Origin of the sequence: Dermabacter sp. HMSC06F07, from assembly GCF_001807345.1 — a bacterium.
Taxonomy (GTDB): Bacteria; Actinomycetota; Actinomycetes; order Actinomycetales; family Dermabacteraceae; genus Dermabacter; species Dermabacter hominis.
Map to the genome: position 1 here is coordinate 1 of NZ_KV788583.1, position 14796 is coordinate 14796.

The following is a 14796-nucleotide window of genomic DNA, read 5'->3' on the forward strand; positions in this document are numbered from 1 at the left end:
TCCGGAGAACAATGACGCTTGTAACCCGGTAGAGAAGCCGACGCCTACACCGGAGTCGGAACCGTCTGATACTCCGTCGGTTCCCGGTGACAATGGCTCGAGCACCGCTCCGCTGCCTCGCACCGGTGTCGAGATCGCTGGTGCACTGGCTGCAGCAGCTGGTCTGCTGGCCGCAGGTGTTCTGGTGGTTACTCGTTCGCGCCGCAAGAACAACTGACGCTGATCTGCTGACGCACCCGGTTGGTGAGCACCGGGCGCGCAGGCGGACAGACGGTTAGGCTACTGTGGGCGGTTCCGCTTGAGCGGAACCGCCCACAGTCGTTTCCCCACCATTCCGCTGCCGGAAAATGTGGGAATTCCCACCGGGCGTAATGCAGGTGTGCCGCTGGTCGAGGACGAGTTCCTGTTCTTCTCGACGACGATGCTTGGCTGCCGGATGAGGGCACGCTGTGGCGGATGACACAGGAAATGCGTGAAAATTCTAATGTGAGCCTTGTCCAACCCCGGGTGGTCGCCCCCCCCGAGAGTCTCAATGCCCCAAGCGGTGGATTCCTCGCCTGCGTAAAAAGTCGGCAAGCCATTCATCAAACGTGTAGTGATCGTGGCGTTATCGATATTGGTTTGCCCGGTGATGTGTATGCGTTTGCCGTCAATCAAGATGGTTTCGGGTGAGATGTTGATCTGGGAGATGATCTCGCCTGGGCGCACACGCAGGTTCAGGTCGCTGGCCATCATTGAAAGTGACGAAGCAAGGCTGCTATCCGCATCCGTCAGCTCAGTGAACCAGGCTTCACTACTGGTTTGAACCTGCCGTGCAGTCTCGTATGCAGTATCGGCACGGTATTGCGCTTGGGAAACTGAGCTCTCGAGCCCGGCAACCTTCACACCGGTCTCTCCGGCTACCGCCTCAGCTTCCCGTGCATTGGCTTCGGCTTGGCTGGCCGCCTCGCGTGCCTGACTGATCTCGGCTTCGGCTTCGGTGAGACGAGCACCGACAGCGGCAGCGGCAACGCGGGCATTTTCAGCAGTGGTTTCGCGGCCTCCACCTCAGCACGAGCCTCAGCGAGCCAGCACTGACCTGGGCATGGTTGAGGTCCGTGGCGAGGACGACTCAGCCGGGCTCGCCGGTGTCGGTGAGCTGGTAGATCCAGATCTCAATATTCTCGCCATTGTCCTTAAACCACGTGTCCCCCACGCGGGCCGCAGCGGGCTGTTTCGGCCCGTAATGGTTGGTAGATTTCCCGTCCGCTGATGCCAGCGCCACGCCAGCGAGATCAGCGGCCATCTGGGCTGCCGTCTGCGCGGTGGTGATGGTGCGGGTGATCGAGGTGAACTTCCCTGCAACCGACCCCAACTCCACCGACACGTACGCACCTCGGAGCGGGTCGTACTCGTAGCCGACAACCCGCGCTGACAGGGACACGCCCAGGTCGGCATGCTGCACCGTCACCGTGTCTCCCAGCAGGACGGTCTCCAACTCGGCGAGATCGGCGTACTCGGTTGTGGAGGCAAGATCAGCGAACGAGACGGTGTAGCTCGCGGCAGGCGTATCTACGTGGTTGGTGGTGAACTCGGTCTTGGCGGCTTGACGAAGTAGGGCGTGTGCCTGCGGCAGGGGTACTTCGTCATCGCGGGGGTTCTCCGCGTCGGCAATCGCTTTGATGTCCGGGTAGCGTATCACCTTGATGTGCGGGATCGCGTAGTGATCCACGCGTGGTGAGTCGACGTAGAGCTCGGGCAGGGTGATCCCATCAAACCCTACCGGCACGATCTGGCTGACCACGCTCGTCAGATCAATGGTCGAGGTGTAGCCGGTGAGGTTCTTGCGATCCCGGATCACGACTCCACGATCCTGTCCACGTGTGGCGGCGTGGTGGATGTGCCAGTTATCGCGCGTGAGCTCTCCGGCCCACCTGGAGGCGAAGGTGTTGTCCGAGCCCTGGTCCATGATCGCTGCGGCCAGGTTCATCCGCACCACACGCGCAGACGCCCGGGTGGCCGCATCGGAGCTGGTCGCGGTGAACCGGTGCTTCGTGGTCGCGGCACCAAGGAGCTGATCGAGGGCTGCCTTGGGGTCTTGTTGACCACGAACGTGTCGGCGATGAAGTTGCCTGCCAGGTCGTAGAACAGGTGGAAGGCCGTGACCTCCAACAGCCCGTCCAGGCTCGTGGTGACCTCGTGGATACGAAACCCCTGTCGGATGGTGGTGCCGGGCACCGGTGCGGCGCTGATCGCCTCGACTGCGAGCTGTAATGCCGGTGGCCCGTCGGCTGGGTAGGTGAAGGTCAGCTGGTAGGCCCCGCCGAGCTCCTTAACGACGCCGGCGTCGATGAGTTCAGGGTCGAGGACACCCTCGCCGATGGCGGTGAACGTAGTGGCCGTCGGGGCATGCACGGTGAGCATTGGTGGGGTTCCTTTCACAGACGTGCGCCCGCAGCCGAGAGCAAAACGGCGACGGGCGCATTCGGGGCGAAGAAGTCGGCCGGGTTAGGGGTTTCGCCAGTTCCCGGTGATCTCGACTCTGGAGATGCCGCTACCGAGACTGACCCGGTTGACCCCTGGGGTGAGGATCGGGAACGTACCGGTCACCGCGTCGGTTTGCACCCGGACCGCGACGTGTGCGACAAGCCGTGCGGAGTCCAGGGTGATCTGCCCGGAGGCGGTGAGCGTGTAGGTGGTCAGCCCCGAGTCGAGGTAGCTAAACGGCTCGCACACCAGGTGTGCCTCGAAGAATTCCCACGACGACATGTCCGTGCGCAGCGGGCTGATGGAGGCGTGTTTGACCTTGTGGAACGCTCCGGGCTGGTGGGACAGGTGAATGGTCGTCGCCTGCCCCAGCGCCAGTGTGGCTTTGTGGTAGGCGGCCAGGCCGCCTGTGATCGCGAGCGGCAAGGTGATCGACGTGTCGTGCCAGCCGCCGAGGCGGGTCAGCGTCCCGGCCCTGCCCGCCACCTCAATATCGTCGGCGGCCCGCTCGGCGACAGTTAGGTCGACCGGGCCGGTGAGCCGCAGGCCCAGCGACGTTGAGGACACAGTCTTGTCGAGAGTGAAACCGCGCATCAGGCACCTCCTGTGGTGAGCACCGTGTGGTGGGAGTTGATACGGGCCAGCTGGCGGTTGATGCCGGGGGCGAGTTTGCCCACCAGCGTGCCGTCGTTGAGCACGACCTTGATGTCCATGGCCTCCAGCAGCGTCCGGGCGGTCTGATCGACGATGCCCGCCACCTCTCCTGCATGCCCTGCCTCCTGGCCGACAACGCTGCTCGTGGTGGTTGCTGGCGGTTTTTGCAGGTGGGTTGGGGTCAGATCGACCGGGTCCAGGCTGGTGGTGATGGGAACGTCGATACCGCTGGTGAGCTCACTCATGGCCGCCAGGGTTCGGCGGCGACATCTTGAGCTGCGTCGATGGCGCGGTCGCCGGTGTCTTCGATACCTCCGGCCAGGCCTCGGGTGAGCATGTCACCGACGCACGCCATTTCCTTGGACGGCGAGTTGATGCCGAAGAAGCCGGTGATGCCGTCCCAAATGTCGGAGCACCAGCTTGTGACCCGGTCCCAGAGCCAGTCTGCCAGCGACTGGATGCCGTTCCACAAGCCCCGCACCAGGTCGCTGCCTGCAGGGGCCATCTGGCCGACCCCTTGACCGACCGCGCCCACGATCCCGATGATGATCTGCGGCAGCGTCTCAATGAGCACCGGGATCGCTTCCAGCAGGCCCTGTGCGAGCCCGAGGATGAGCTGCAACGCCGCCTCAAGGGTCATCGGCAACGCATTTACCAGCCCCCTGGACCAGCGCAACGATCATCTCCACGGCCGCCGGGATGAGCTCCGGGAGTGCCTCACCGATCCCGGTGACCAAGGTTGTGATGATCTGAAGGGCAGCTTCCAACAGCGACGGCAACACCTCGATGATGCCTTCCAGCAGCGCGGTCAGGATCGACATGCCGGTCTCGACGACCATCGGCAGCTGCTCGGCGATGAACGCGAGTGCTTCTTGCAGGATCTCGCCGAGCTTGCCGATCAACGCCGGGGCTCCGCCATCTTCGAAGGCTGCCGTGAGCTCATCGATCCACCCGTTGACCATCGGCATGACCGTGCCAGCCAGCGCGTCGGTCAAACCTTGGGCGAGCAGGCCCTTGAGGTTGTCGATGCCGTCGCGCATGGTCGATAGCTGGCCGGTGAAGGTTTTCGACTGGGCTTCCATCGCCCCCGTGGAAACGGCCGCCTTCCTCGGTTGCCGAAGCGAACGCGTCAGCGACCATGTCCGCACTGATCGCGCCCTTGGCCATCTCCTCTTTCAGCTCGCCGATGGACTTGCCCGTCGTGCGGGAAATCTCCTCCAGCGGGTTGAAACCGGCGTTGATCATCTGGTTGAGGTCCTGGCCAGTCAGCTTGCCCGTCGAGGACATCTGGGCAAACGCCAACGTCAGTGACTCCATCTTCTGCGCGTCACCTTGGGAGATGTCACCGATTTGCATCAGGTGCTTCTTCGCATCCTCCAGGCTGATGCCGAAGGCTAGTAGGGTTTGCATACTGCCCGCGAGATCACCCATGCCGAACGGGGTCTTCGCAGCCTGGGTTTTCAGGTCGTTGACCAGCTGCTGGGCTTTGGCCTGGTCGCCGAGCATCGTGGTGAAGCTGGTGGTGTACTGCTCCATGCGGGCGTTGTACTCCACCCCGTCCTTCAACGCGTCGGCCATACCCCGGCCGATACTTGCGATCGCCTTGCCGATGCCCTTGACACCGGCGATGATCGCCTCGGCGGCCAAGTTCGCTTTGAGCACGTCCCCAAAGACGCGGGTCTTATCCCCGGTGTCGTCCATCTCGTCGCCGAGATCATCGACCGCGTCCTCTAAGCGTCCGGCGTCCTTGGCGGCATCTTTGGCGTCATCGCCTGCCCCGTCGGCCTCGTCACCGAACTCGCCCAGCGCATCGTTGTTGGCCTTGAGTTCTTTTTCTAGCTCGTTGAGCTCAGCTCCGGCGTTGTTGAGCTGGATCTGCCAGTTCTTCGTGCGCGAATCGTTCTCCCCGAACGACGCAGCCGAGTTCTCCAGCGCTGCCTTGAGTGTTTCGATCTTGGACTTTTGTGTCTCGATCTCTTTAGCCAGCACCTGGTTACGAGCCGTGAGCGCATCCGCACTGGTGGCGTTCTTCCCGAACTGGGAAACCACCAGTTTCATCTCCGAGCCCAGCACCCGCATTTCACGGTTGATGTCGGTGATGGCCCGCTTGAACTCGCGTTCACCTTCCAAGCCGATCTTGAGACCAAACGAGCTATCAGCCACGGTGAAGGTCACCTCCTCGAACTAGAATTAGGTAGTGGGAATCGTCCGCGATGCGAGGAAGCACAACGTGAGTGACACCGATATTGATGTGCGCCGGTTCGCGAAACTGCTCGCAAAGCTGGATGCGCATCTGCCGATTTCAGATGCTATGGAACAAGCCGATCCACAAAAGAATGGGCGCTGGTGGTCCTCGCAGCGTGAACACATGGCGGAGTGGTTCGCAACGCAAGCGACGACCGGCAGCGTAGCGTTCATGCGGCAAGAACCGAATGTGTCGGCGAAAACGACCTACAACCGGCTTCAACACCCCGAAGGGCTAGTCTGGATTGCTGAGGCGCTCGGAGCAGATACCGATCTGGTCCAGCGTGTGGCCGACGAAGCGTTGGCTATTCCCAGACGCTCCCGCAGTGCATTCGTCCGATCACACCTACCGTGGGAACTGATCGCGCAGCTGGCTAAATCCCGGCTGGGATGGTGTCGTCGATGAACCACACCCGTGCTGGTTTCGCTCGTCCTGTCTCGATCCGCCAGCAGTCAACAAGGTCGAGCAACTCACCAAAGACCATCAGGCCCACCTCGTCCTGTCTCAGGCCGAGGTGGGCTAAACCGATGTAGGTCAGGCGGGTGAACACTGCCTGGTCGGGTTCGACTATCCATCCGCTGCCGGGCTCACTTTTGGGGCTGGCTCGGTGAGGATGTCGCGGCGGGTGCCGCGCTGCAGTGCCTCAGCGATCGCACCCCGGGAGTCGGCGATATCGGCAGGAACCGTCAGCAGCTCCACCTCGCCCTCCGTCGACTGCGGGCGCAGGTGGCCGCGGTGGGGGAGGTTGTGGATCTGTACAGACTGGTTGGCCAGCAGCGTGATCAGCCAGATCACCTCGGTCAGCGTCTGGTCGAGATCCTCGGAGGTCTCCAACGCGGCTCCGAGGTTATCCAGCCCGCCGTAGCGCTGGGCGATCAGCCGGATGGCCTTGGTGGTGAGCACCAGCTCGTACTCACTCCCACCGATGGTCACGGTCGCACTGCGAGCGGCAATGTCACGCGATGTTGTGTCAGTCATGGGTGTGCTCCTTTACTTGCCGAGGCTGGTGGCAGCGGGCTCGTACACGGACTGGTACCAGCCGGTGATGATCTCGTCCTTGACCTTGGGGGCGCCTTCGGTGGCTTCGGCAGGCCAGGGGTCGCGTGCGATCCGCAGGGATGCCACGATGAGGACCCGGCGGGCCTGGAAGGAGTCCAGCAGCAGATTCCAGATCGCCGTCAAGGTGACCACCGTCTTGCCCAGGCCCATCCCGAGCAGGATCGCGGCCTGCGGGTGGTCTTCCACAAACCTGGTGGCATGCCGTTGGTAGTCACGCGGCTCGTTGCGCATCAGCCACCTCCTTTATGCCTTCGATGCTGTCGACGACGACCGCACCAACGCCGTGGTCTTGCAGTTGCCGGATGCGGCGGCGTTGGATGGGGCGTGGGAGGCGTCCGGGGGCTTTGAGTTCGACGAGGATGATGCGTCCGTGATGGATGCAGATGCGGTCTGGAACCCCTGCGGTACCGGGTGAGGTGAATTTCCAGCACAGGCCACCGATCGCCTCAACGGCTTGCTTCAAGTGTTGTTCGATTGCGTGCTCGTTCATGGTTCATTTCCTCTCGTGTGAGAGGCCCATGACGACCTATGACGATGCGATATGGGCTTTTCCTAAGGGCTAGATTTTCTGCCCTATAGCAAACTCACATATGGGTCGTCATACGTCGTCATAAGGCCCGTCTGACTTAGTTGTCGAACTCGTTCTTCAAGGCCAAACCGTGGACGAACATGCCGTGCATCGTCTTTTTTCGTGTGAAGCCGTAGTGTTCGACGGTGGCGTTGAAACCGACCATGGGACGCGCCCACCCAGAGGTCGACATCGCCCACGTCCGATAGGACTGATACAAATCCCCGGCCCGTTCCGACAGCCCCGGGTCGAGGTCGCAGTTGGCGTCAAGGAACTGGGCGAACCAGTTGTTCTCTTCCCGATACGCCGCTGATGCCTCCACCACTCACTCGGGCAGGGGCCTTCAGGTGGTAATCCTCGGCGTGGATGAGGCGCGCGCCCTCCATAATCCAGGTCAAGATCGCCCCGCCTGCCTGCGTGTAGAGGTAGTCGGCGTAGTTCTTGATATCGGAGGTGCCTTCGATCTTCGCTTCGAAGGGGATGACGATGAGCATGCGCCAGATGCCCGCTTCCATCGCACCCACCCTGGGCAGATGGTTCGTGTAGAGGGTGAGCGTGTGTGACGGGGTGAAGGCAAACGGTGCCTTGTACTTCTTCTCCGCGTAGATCTGATCGGTGGAAGCCAGCTGCTTGACCACGGAGGTGGACATGCGCACGCCTTCTTCGGCCTCGGCGGAGATGATGAGACGTTTGCCTTTGGCCTCTGCCAGCTCAGGTTTGACGTTGCGTATCCCACCGATCGTGAGCACATCAGCACTCATGTTGCCCGGGTAGATGCCCACCTTCCTGGCGATCGTGTTCCAGAACGTCGACTTGCCGTTGCGACCATCCCCGTAAGCGATGACGAAGGCTTCGACGAATACTTGCCCGATCGCAGCCAGCCCGACGATGCGTTGCACGTAGGCGATGAGCTCGGCATCGCCCTGGAAGAACACCTCGAGGGCTTCCTGCCACAGGTGCGCGCCGTCGGTGCCAGGGTCGGGGGTGGTCAGCTTGGTCACCAGATCCGTCGGGTCATGATCGCGGCGAGACATCGCTCCGTGGCGCAGGTCGTAGGAGCCTGATGGGGTGTTGAGCAGATACGGGTCGGCATCCAGCTGCTCAGGGGGTCAGCAGCATGGGGCGGGCTTCTTTCAAACAGTTGGTCATCCCGCGCGATTCCCCGCGCTTGAGCGCGTAGGCCGCATAGGTTTTCACGTCCTCAAACGCGGCGAACGCCTCCTGTTGGGCAGTGTTGAACATGGCCTGGTCTTTCGCCTTCGACATCGACGCCAACAACATGGCAGCACCCGTGGCTGCGAGCTGGTCTTTGGCGTCTTCAAGCAGCTCGTGAGCCTCGGCCAGTTGGCGTTCGGTGAGCTCCTGGGCGACGGATTGGGCAGCGGGCGCGGATTCGTACTAGACACCGTCATAATAGACGAGCCAGTCAGTGGCCTCCGAGTAGCGCAGCGAGCCCGGATAGGCCTCAGTCAAGGCGTGGGCTTGCCCGACGTCGCTGTAATCGGCGGGGCGCACACTGTCCAGACCAGCCTCGTAATCCTCTGGTGGTACATACCCGGACTGGTTCTCCACCGTCTTAGCGAGGAACTGGCCGTTCGTTTCCGAGGTCGCGAGCTTGCTGACCGTGTACTCATACAGGTCACCGTTCGCATCATGGAAAAAGGGCCAGGCTCCGAAAAGCCTGGCCCTTTCCTCACGTGAGGAATTAGTTATCCGTCAGCGTGACCTTCAAGCCGCCAAGCAGCGAGGCCACGATGTTGTACAGGAACGCAAACAACGTGCCGAGCGCGGTAATGAGGATGACGTTGAGGACGGCCACGATCACCGAGTACGAGAGCATCTTCGAGAACTCGAGGTACTCCATGAACGGCAGCGGCTTGCCGCTGTTGAGGTCGGAGGCAATCTGGTTGACCTGATCCCACAGGCCAATCGAGTTGACGACCTGCCACAGAAGAGCCACCGCGACCACGAGCGCAATACCGAACGCAATCGCCACGAGGAACGACAGCTTCATGACGCTCCAAGGATCAAGCTGCGAAAGCGTGAGCTTGACGCGGCGGCTGCCCTGGCGGGGGGCGTCCTGCACCGGCGCGGTGTCGTGGGAGCCCGGCATGGGGCGTGCGGCGGGCTGGTGGGTGGTGCGGCTACGCGGTGCCGGCTGGGCGCCCATCGGCGCACCGTTCGGTTGACCGGGGTGCACGCCACGGTTCTGGCCAGCGTATTTTCCGCCATAGCTCTGCCCGCCGCGTGGGCCGGCGGCATGGTCCGACGTTTGCCCGCCACCCACGTTTGCCTCCTGGGCACCGGGTGCCTGAGCATTCTTCTTGGTGCGGGAGGTCGACTTCGGCGCATCGCCTTCGCCGCTCTTGATCGCGCCAATGCGGCTCGTGACGCCCTCCGAGAGCGCAGTCGTGCGCGACTCGGCGCTCTGTTCGGGCCCGCCCTGCTTCGCGATCGGCTGGGTCTTATCGTCGCTAGTGGAACTCACGGTGTTCTCCTCGCTCATTCGATCAGTCCGAGACTACGGCATCGCCGGCATCATCACTGCCAGCTTCGTCGGCCTCGTCGTCATCCGGCTCACTTTCCTTGAACACGTTGACGAGGATGATCGAGTCTTTCTGGTCGGGCTTTGCGAAGACAACGCCCATGGTGTCACGGCCCTTGGAGGGCACGCCCGCGACGGAGGACCGCACGACCTTGCCCTTCTCCATGAGCACGAATACTTCATCGGTTTCTTCAACGATCGCGGCGCCCACGAGGTGACCGCGGTCGTTGGGAAGCTTCGCCACTTTAATACCCAGGCCACCGCGACCCTGCACGCGGTACTCGTCAATCGAGGATCGCTTCGCGAAACCGGAATCGGTCACGGTAAACACGAACGTGTCGGGGTGGGCGACATCCATCGCGAGAAGCTCATCATCGCCACGGAACTTCATGCCGGTCACGCCGCCCGTGACGCGGCCCATCGGGCGCAGAACGTCGTCGGAAGCGGGGAACCGCACACTCTGGCCGTTCTTCGAGACGAGCAACAGATGATCGTCACCGTTGACAGCGCGGGCCGCCACAAGCTCATCGGTGACGAGGGAACCGTCGGGCCCCTCAAACTCACGCAAGTTGATCGCGATCAGGCCGGCGCTGCGGTTCGAATCAAACGCGCTCATCGCGGTCTTCTTCACGATGCCGTGCTTCGTGGCGAGCACGAGATACTCGGCCTCGTCATACCCGCCGATCACGAGCACGGAGCGGATCGTCTCATCGGGCTGGAACTCGAGAAGATTCGCGATGTGCTGGCCCTTCGAGTCGCGCGGCGCCTCGGGAAGCTCGTAGCCCTTGATGCGGTACACGCGGCCGAAGTTCGTGAAGAACAACAACCACTTGTGGGTCGTGGTCGTGAAGAAGTGATCCACGACGTCGTTCTCGCGCAGGCTCGCACCGCGCACGCCCTTGCCGCCACGCTTTTGCGCACGGTATTCGTCGGTCTTGGTCCGCTTGACCCAGCCGCCGCGCGTGATAGTGACGACCATGTCCTCTTCGGGGATGAGATCCTCAACGGACACATCGCCATCGAACGGCACGATCTGGGTGCGGCGCTCATCGCCGTACTTCTCGACGATCGCCTCAAGCTCCTCGCTCACGATTTCGCGCTGGCGCTGCTCGCTGCCAAGGATCTCTTCGTACTCGAGGATGAGCGCGGCGAGACGATCGTGCTCCTCCGTGATCTTCTGACGCTCGAGGGCAGCCAGTCGACGAAGCTGAAGCGCAAGGATCGCATTCGCCTGGATCTCGTCGATGTCCAGAAGCGCGATAAGGGCCGTACGAGCCTCGTCCACGTCAGGCGAGCGGCGAATGGTCGCGATGACCTCGTCGAGGGCATCGAGCGCCTTGAGGTAACCGCGGTAGATGTGGATCTGCTCCTCGGCCTTGCGCAGGCGGAAGCGGGTGCGGCGCACGATGACGTCGATCTGGTGCTTCGTCCACTCGCGCACGAACGAGTCGATCGAGAGCGTGCGCGGCACGTCGTTGACGATCGCGAGCATGTTCGCGGAGAAGTTCTCCTGAAGCTGCGTCTGCTTATACAGGTTGTTGAGTACAACCTTCGCCACAGCATCGCGCTTGAGAGTGAGCACAAGGCGCTGACCGGTCTTACCCGACGTTTCGTCGGTGATGTCGGCGATGCCCTGGAGACGGCCGGCCTTGACGAGCTCGGCGATCTTCCGCGCGAGGTTGTCGGGGTTGACCTGGTAGGGAAGCTCGGTCACGACGAGCGCGAGGCGCCCGTTGATCTCTTCAGTCTTGACGACAGCGCGCTGCGTGATCGAGCCGCGACCCGTGCGGTACGCCTCCTCGATCCCCTTGCGGCCCGTGATGGTCGCACCGTTCGGGAAGTCGGGGCCCTGGATACGCTCGATGCACGCCTCGAGAAGCTCTTCCTTCGTGGCCTCAGGATTCGTGAGCAGCCACTGCACTGCAGAGGCCACCTCGCGCAGGTTGTGCGGCGGGATGTTCGTGGCCATACCCACGGCAATACCGGCCGAGCCATTCACGAGAAGGTTCGGGAAACGCGCCGGCAAAATCACGGGCTCATCGACGGTGTTGTCGTAGTTGCCCGTCATGTCGACGGTGTCTTCGTTAATGTCGCGCACCAGTTCAAGGGCGAGCGGCGACATCTTGCACTCGGTGTACCTCGAGGCGGCGGCACCGTCGTCACCCGCGGAGCCGAAGTTGCCCTGGCCAAGGATGAGCGGATAGCGCATGTTCCACGGCTGCACGAGGCGCACCATCGCGTCATAGATCGCGGAGTCGCCGTGCGGGTGGTAATTACCCATGACCTCACCCACGACCTTCGCGCACTTGCTGAAGGAACGCTCGGGGCGGTAGCCACCGTCGTACATGCCGTACACGATGCGGCGATGCACCGGCTTGAGACCGTCGCGCACATCGGGAAGTGCACGCCCCACGATCACGCTCATCGCGTAATCGAGGTAGCTCTTCTGCATCTCCTTGTTCAGATCAACCTGGAAGATCTGATCGCCCTCGTCCTCGTCGATCGCGTCGACCGTGGTGGTGAGGCCCTGCGGGATCGCGTGTTCGAGATCCTCGGCGCTCTTCGGGCCCTGGTCCTCGATGTTCTCGTCGCTCATGTCCTTCTCCCCTACTCTTCCTCGCGTGAATGCTCTCTCAATAACCGCTGCTTACCCCTCGGGGCACCGGTTTAGATATCGAGGAAGCGCACGTCCTTCGCGTTTTCCTGAATGAACCGGCGACGCGCATCGACGTCGTCGCCCATAAGCACGCTGAACACCGCGTCGGCGTCGGCGGCCTCAGCCATCGTCACCTGCTTGAGGGTGCGAAGGTCGCGGTCCATCGTCGTCGTTTGGAGCTCGCGCCAATCCATCTCGCCGAGACCCTTGTAGCGCTGGATGCCGTTGTCCTTCGGGATGCGCTTACCGGCCGCGCGGCCCTCTTCGAGTTTGCGGTCGCGCTCCGCATCGCTGAACACGTACTCGTGTGGCGCGTTCGTCCACTTGAGGCGGTACAGCGGCGGCATCGCGATGAAGACGTGGCCGAGCTCGATGAGCGGGCGCATGTACCGGAACAGCAGCGTCAGCAGAAGCGTGCAAATGTGCTGGCCGTCGACGTCGGCATCCGCCATGAGGATGATCTTGTGGTAGCGCAGCTTCGTGGGATCGAAATCCTCACCAATGCCCGTGCCGAACGCCGTAATGAGCGAGCGCACCTCCGCGTTGTCGAGCGCGCGATCAAGCCGGGCCTTTTCGACATTGAGGATCTTGCCGCGGATCGGGAGGATCGCCTGGGTCTTCGGGTCGCGGCCCGACACCGCCGAACCGCCTGCCGAGTCACCCTCGACGATAAAGATTTCGCTGATCGCGGGGTTACGGCTCGAGCAGTCGCGAAGCTTGCCGGGCATACCGCCCGTTTCCAGCGGCGACTTGCGGCGGGTCGCATCACGCGCCTTGCGGGCTGCCTCGCGGGCCGCGGCCGCCGACTGCGCCTTCGTGACGATCGTCTTCATCTCATTCGGGTGGGCCGACGCCCAGTCCGCGAGCTTGTCGGTCATCACCTTCGACACGAACGTGCGCGCGATCGTGTTGCCGAGCTTGGTCTTCGTCTGCCCCTCGAATTGAGGCTCGCCGAGCTTGACGGATACAACGGCCGTGAGGCCCTCGCGGATGTCTTCGCCCGTGAGGTTCGCGTCCTTTTCCTTCATGAGGTTGTTCGCTCGCGCGTAGCGGTTGATCACGCCGGTGAGCGCACTGCGGAAGCCCTCTTCGTGCGTGCCACCCTCGTGCGTATTGATCGTGTTCGCGTACGTGTGCACCGATTCCGAATACGCGGAGGTCCACTGCATCGCGATCTCCACGGAGATCATGTGGTCGGTGTCTTCGCTCTCGAAGCTGATGATCTCCGGGTGGATCACCTCGGCACGCTTCTGCTTGTTGATGTACTTGACGAAATCCTCAAGGCCCTGCTCGTACAGGAACGTCACGGACTTCGTCTTGGGCTTCTCCGCGGTGTCGGCGCCAGCCTCGGTGGGGCGCGCCGCATCGTTGATGCCATCGTTTTCGTCGACATCCTGGTCGAGATTGTCGAGATCGGGAAGATCATCGTCAACGGGATCCTCGACCGGGCGGTGATCGGTGAGCGTGATCTTGAGGCCCTTGTTGAGGAAGGCCATCTGCTGGAAACGCTTACGCAGCGTCTCGAACTCGTACTCGGTGGTCTCGAAAATGTCACCGTCGGCCCAGAACGTCACGCTCGTGCCGGTCTCGGTGGTTTCCTCACCCTTTTCGAGCGGGGCGTTCGGCACGCCGTGCGTGTACTGCTGGCGCCACACGTAACCGTCACGCTTAATTTCGACCTCGAGGCGCTTCGAAAGCGCGTTCACGACGGACGAGCCCACGCCGTGCAGACCGCCCGAGACCGCGTAGCCGCCGCCACCGAACTTGCCGCCCGCGTGGAGCACCGTCAGCACGAGCTCAACGGCGGGCTTCTTCTCGGTGGGGTGCATCGCCACGGGAATACCGCGACCATCGTCGATCACGCGCACGCCGCCGTCCTCGAGGACGTCCACGGTGATCTCACTCGCGTAGCCCGCGAGCGCCTCATCAACCGAGTTGTCGACGATTTCGTACACGAGGTGGTGCAGGCCGCGCTCGCCAGTCGAACCGATGTACATGCCTGGGCGTTTACGAACCGCCTCGAGGCCTTCGAGGACGGTGATGTCCGAGGCGTCGTAATGCGGTGCGTTTTCCTGGGCTTCGCTCACGAAGGAATCTCCTTGATGGTCAACGCCGGGTCGGTTGAGCCCGGGTGTGAGGATCGAGGGCCCGTAAACCACGACGACCCCTGTGTAGGGGACCAGGCCCACCGTGGGGGCCCGTGGCCTCTCAGGGCCGTTTGCGGGCCGCTGAGCGAGTCTCGACCACTCTCAACCCTCAAATTTTACCGCACAGCATCGGTGAAAGTGCGTTCATGCGTACAGATCGAGGTGGCGTGTGTCGGGCGGCACAACCCCTCCCCCCTTGAATTGCATAGGGGTTGTGGGGGTTTGGGCGACCGACAACTTCGAATTGCATAGGGCTAACGGGGGTTTGAACCACCCGGCGGTGCGGAGTGGGCCGGGGCGGACCGGAGCAGGACGGGGCGGAGCGGACCGGGCCAGACCGAAATAACCCCCACAACCCCTATGCAATCCAAAGGGGCGGGGCGGAATAACCCCCACAACCCCTATGCAATTCAAAGGGAAAAAGGTGGGGTGCGGAGTCCGACGCTTGCCGGCCTC

General features: G+C 62.6%; 18 protein-coding genes. 2 read left to right on the forward strand and 16 right to left on the reverse strand.

Annotated features, from left to right (window positions below; genetic code table 11):
- The coding region (locus HMPREF3157_RS10240) for an LPXTG cell wall anchor domain-containing protein (RefSeq protein WP_141740621.1) at positions 1-217 on the forward strand (217 nt) is incomplete at its 5' end.
- 62 nt (positions 218-279) lie between these two features.
- Here HMPREF3157_RS10240 and HMPREF3157_RS10640 read toward each other — a convergent pair.
- The 7 genes from HMPREF3157_RS10640 to HMPREF3157_RS10765 all read right to left on the reverse strand — a co-directional run bounded on the left by HMPREF3157_RS10640 (position 280) and on the right by HMPREF3157_RS10765 (position 5295).
- Positions 280-885: a hypothetical protein gene (locus tag HMPREF3157_RS10640; protein WP_210386274.1), complete on the reverse strand. Its 606-nt coding sequence runs from the start codon at positions 883-885 to the stop codon at positions 280-282.
- A gap of 226 nt (positions 886-1111) precedes the next feature.
- Positions 1112-2254, reverse strand: coding sequence for a phage tail spike protein (locus tag HMPREF3157_RS04560; RefSeq protein WP_246816528.1), 1143 nt, complete (start codon positions 2252-2254; stop codon positions 1112-1114).
- 233 nt (positions 2255-2487) lie between these two features.
- The gene (locus HMPREF3157_RS04565) at positions 2488-3060 is read right to left on the reverse strand and encodes a hypothetical protein (RefSeq protein ID WP_070435660.1); all 573 of its coding nucleotides are present in this window, start codon (positions 3058-3060) and stop codon (positions 2488-2490) included.
- Positions 3060-3365: a hypothetical protein gene (locus HMPREF3157_RS10750; protein WP_246816514.1), complete on the reverse strand. Its 306-nt coding sequence runs from the start codon at positions 3363-3365 to the stop codon at positions 3060-3062. The genes HMPREF3157_RS04565 and HMPREF3157_RS10750 overlap by 1 nt, the downstream gene beginning before the upstream one ends.
- Positions 3362-3760: a phage tail protein gene (locus HMPREF3157_RS10755; protein WP_246816515.1), complete on the reverse strand. Its 399-nt coding sequence runs from the start codon at positions 3758-3760 to the stop codon at positions 3362-3364. Before HMPREF3157_RS10755 ends, HMPREF3157_RS10750 begins: the two co-directional genes overlap by 4 nt.
- Entirely contained in the window at positions 3750-4160 is a 411-nt protein-coding gene (locus HMPREF3157_RS10760; RefSeq protein ID WP_246816516.1) for a hypothetical protein, read from the reverse strand. Before HMPREF3157_RS10760 ends, HMPREF3157_RS10755 begins: the two co-directional genes overlap by 11 nt.
- Positions 4060-5295, reverse strand: a complete 1236-nt coding sequence (locus HMPREF3157_RS10765) for a tape measure protein (protein ID WP_246816517.1) — start codon at positions 5293-5295, stop codon at positions 4060-4062. Before HMPREF3157_RS10765 ends, HMPREF3157_RS10760 begins: the two co-directional genes overlap by 101 nt.
- 22 nt (positions 5296-5317) lie before the next feature.
- On the opposite strand from HMPREF3157_RS10765, the gene HMPREF3157_RS10420 reads away from it, so the two are divergent.
- Positions 5318-5770, forward strand: coding sequence for a hypothetical protein (locus HMPREF3157_RS10420; protein ID WP_210386270.1), 453 nt, complete (start codon positions 5318-5320; stop codon positions 5768-5770).
- Positions 5771-5932: 162 nt separating this feature from the next.
- Here HMPREF3157_RS10420 and HMPREF3157_RS04575 read toward each other — a convergent pair whose 3' ends face one another.
- The 9 genes from HMPREF3157_RS04575 to gyrB form a co-directional block, all read right to left on the reverse strand.
- Positions 5933-6343, reverse strand: a complete 411-nt coding sequence (locus tag HMPREF3157_RS04575; RefSeq protein WP_070435661.1) for a hypothetical protein — start codon at positions 6341-6343, stop codon at positions 5933-5935.
- 12 nt (positions 6344-6355) lie between these two features.
- Positions 6356-6655 carry a DEAD/DEAH box helicase family protein gene (locus HMPREF3157_RS04580; protein ID WP_070435662.1) on the reverse strand — a complete coding sequence of 100 codons (300 nt, stop codon included), beginning with the start codon at positions 6653-6655 and terminating at the stop codon, positions 6356-6358.
- Entirely contained in the window at positions 6636-6914 is a 279-nt protein-coding gene (locus HMPREF3157_RS04585) for a PDDEXK family nuclease (protein ID WP_070435663.1), read from the reverse strand. The genes HMPREF3157_RS04580 and HMPREF3157_RS04585 overlap by 20 nt, the downstream gene beginning before the upstream one ends.
- A gap of 136 nt (positions 6915-7050) precedes the next feature.
- The gene (locus HMPREF3157_RS10865) at positions 7051-7185 is read right to left on the reverse strand and encodes a hypothetical protein (protein ID WP_256365832.1); all 135 of its coding nucleotides are present in this window, start codon (positions 7183-7185) and stop codon (positions 7051-7053) included.
- 73 nt (positions 7186-7258) lie between these two features.
- Complete coding sequence (locus tag HMPREF3157_RS10770; RefSeq protein WP_371440680.1) at positions 7259-8089, reverse strand: DNA primase family protein; 831 nt, start codon at positions 8087-8089, stop codon at positions 7259-7261.
- A 4-nt stretch (positions 8090-8093) separates the two neighbouring features.
- Positions 8094-8258 carry a hypothetical protein gene (locus tag HMPREF3157_RS10775; protein ID WP_246816519.1) on the reverse strand — a complete coding sequence of 55 codons (165 nt, stop codon included), beginning with the start codon at positions 8256-8258 and terminating at the stop codon, positions 8094-8096.
- Positions 8259-8697: 439 nt separating this feature from the next.
- Positions 8698-9480, reverse strand: a complete 783-nt coding sequence (locus HMPREF3157_RS10780) for a DUF3566 domain-containing protein (protein WP_246816521.1) — start codon at positions 9478-9480, stop codon at positions 8698-8700.
- Between the two features lie 22 nt (positions 9481-9502).
- Entirely contained in the window at positions 9503-12133 is a 2631-nt protein-coding gene (gene gyrA, locus HMPREF3157_RS04600; protein WP_101687198.1) for a DNA gyrase subunit A, read from the reverse strand.
- Positions 12134-12204: 71 nt separating this feature from the next.
- Complete coding sequence (gene gyrB / locus HMPREF3157_RS04605) at positions 12205-14280, reverse strand: DNA topoisomerase (ATP-hydrolyzing) subunit B (protein WP_070435664.1); 2076 nt, start codon at positions 14278-14280, stop codon at positions 12205-12207.
- Positions 14281-14796: the final 516 nt, after the last annotated feature.

Excerpts from the sequence above, each read along its gene's own strand:
- HMPREF3157_RS10750 (WP_246816514.1), bottom strand. The coding sequence starts at position 3,365 with ATGAGTGAGCTCACCAGCGGTATCGACGTTCCCATCACCACCAGCCTG.
- HMPREF3157_RS04580 (WP_070435662.1), bottom strand. The coding sequence starts at position 6,655 with ATGCGCAACGAGCCGCGTGACTACCAACGGCATGCCACCAGGTTTGTG.
- gyrA (WP_101687198.1), bottom strand. The coding sequence starts at position 12,133 with ATGAGCGACGAGAACATCGAGGACCAGGGCCCGAAGAGCGCCGAGGAT.
- HMPREF3157_RS10760 (WP_246816516.1), bottom strand. The coding sequence starts at position 4,160 with ATGCGCGACGGCATCGACAACCTCAAGGGCCTGCTCGCCCAAGGTTTG.
- HMPREF3157_RS10865 (WP_256365832.1), bottom strand. The coding sequence starts at position 7,185 with ATGTCGACCTCTGGGTGGGCGCGTCCCATGGTCGGTTTCAACGCCACC.
- HMPREF3157_RS10775 (WP_246816519.1), bottom strand. The coding sequence starts at position 8,258 with ATGTCGAAGGCGAAAGACCAGGCCATGTTCAACACTGCCCAACAGGAG.
- HMPREF3157_RS04565 (WP_070435660.1), bottom strand. The coding sequence starts at position 3,060 with ATGCGCGGTTTCACTCTCGACAAGACTGTGTCCTCAACGTCGCTGGGC.
- HMPREF3157_RS10755 (WP_246816515.1), bottom strand. The coding sequence starts at position 3,760 with ATGACCCTTGAGGCGGCGTTGCAGCTCATCCTCGGGCTCGCACAGGGC.
- HMPREF3157_RS04575 (WP_070435661.1), bottom strand. The coding sequence starts at position 6,343 with ATGACTGACACAACATCGCGTGACATTGCCGCTCGCAGTGCGACCGTG.
- HMPREF3157_RS04585 (WP_070435663.1), bottom strand. The coding sequence starts at position 6,914 with ATGAACGAGCACGCAATCGAACAACACTTGAAGCAAGCCGTTGAGGCG.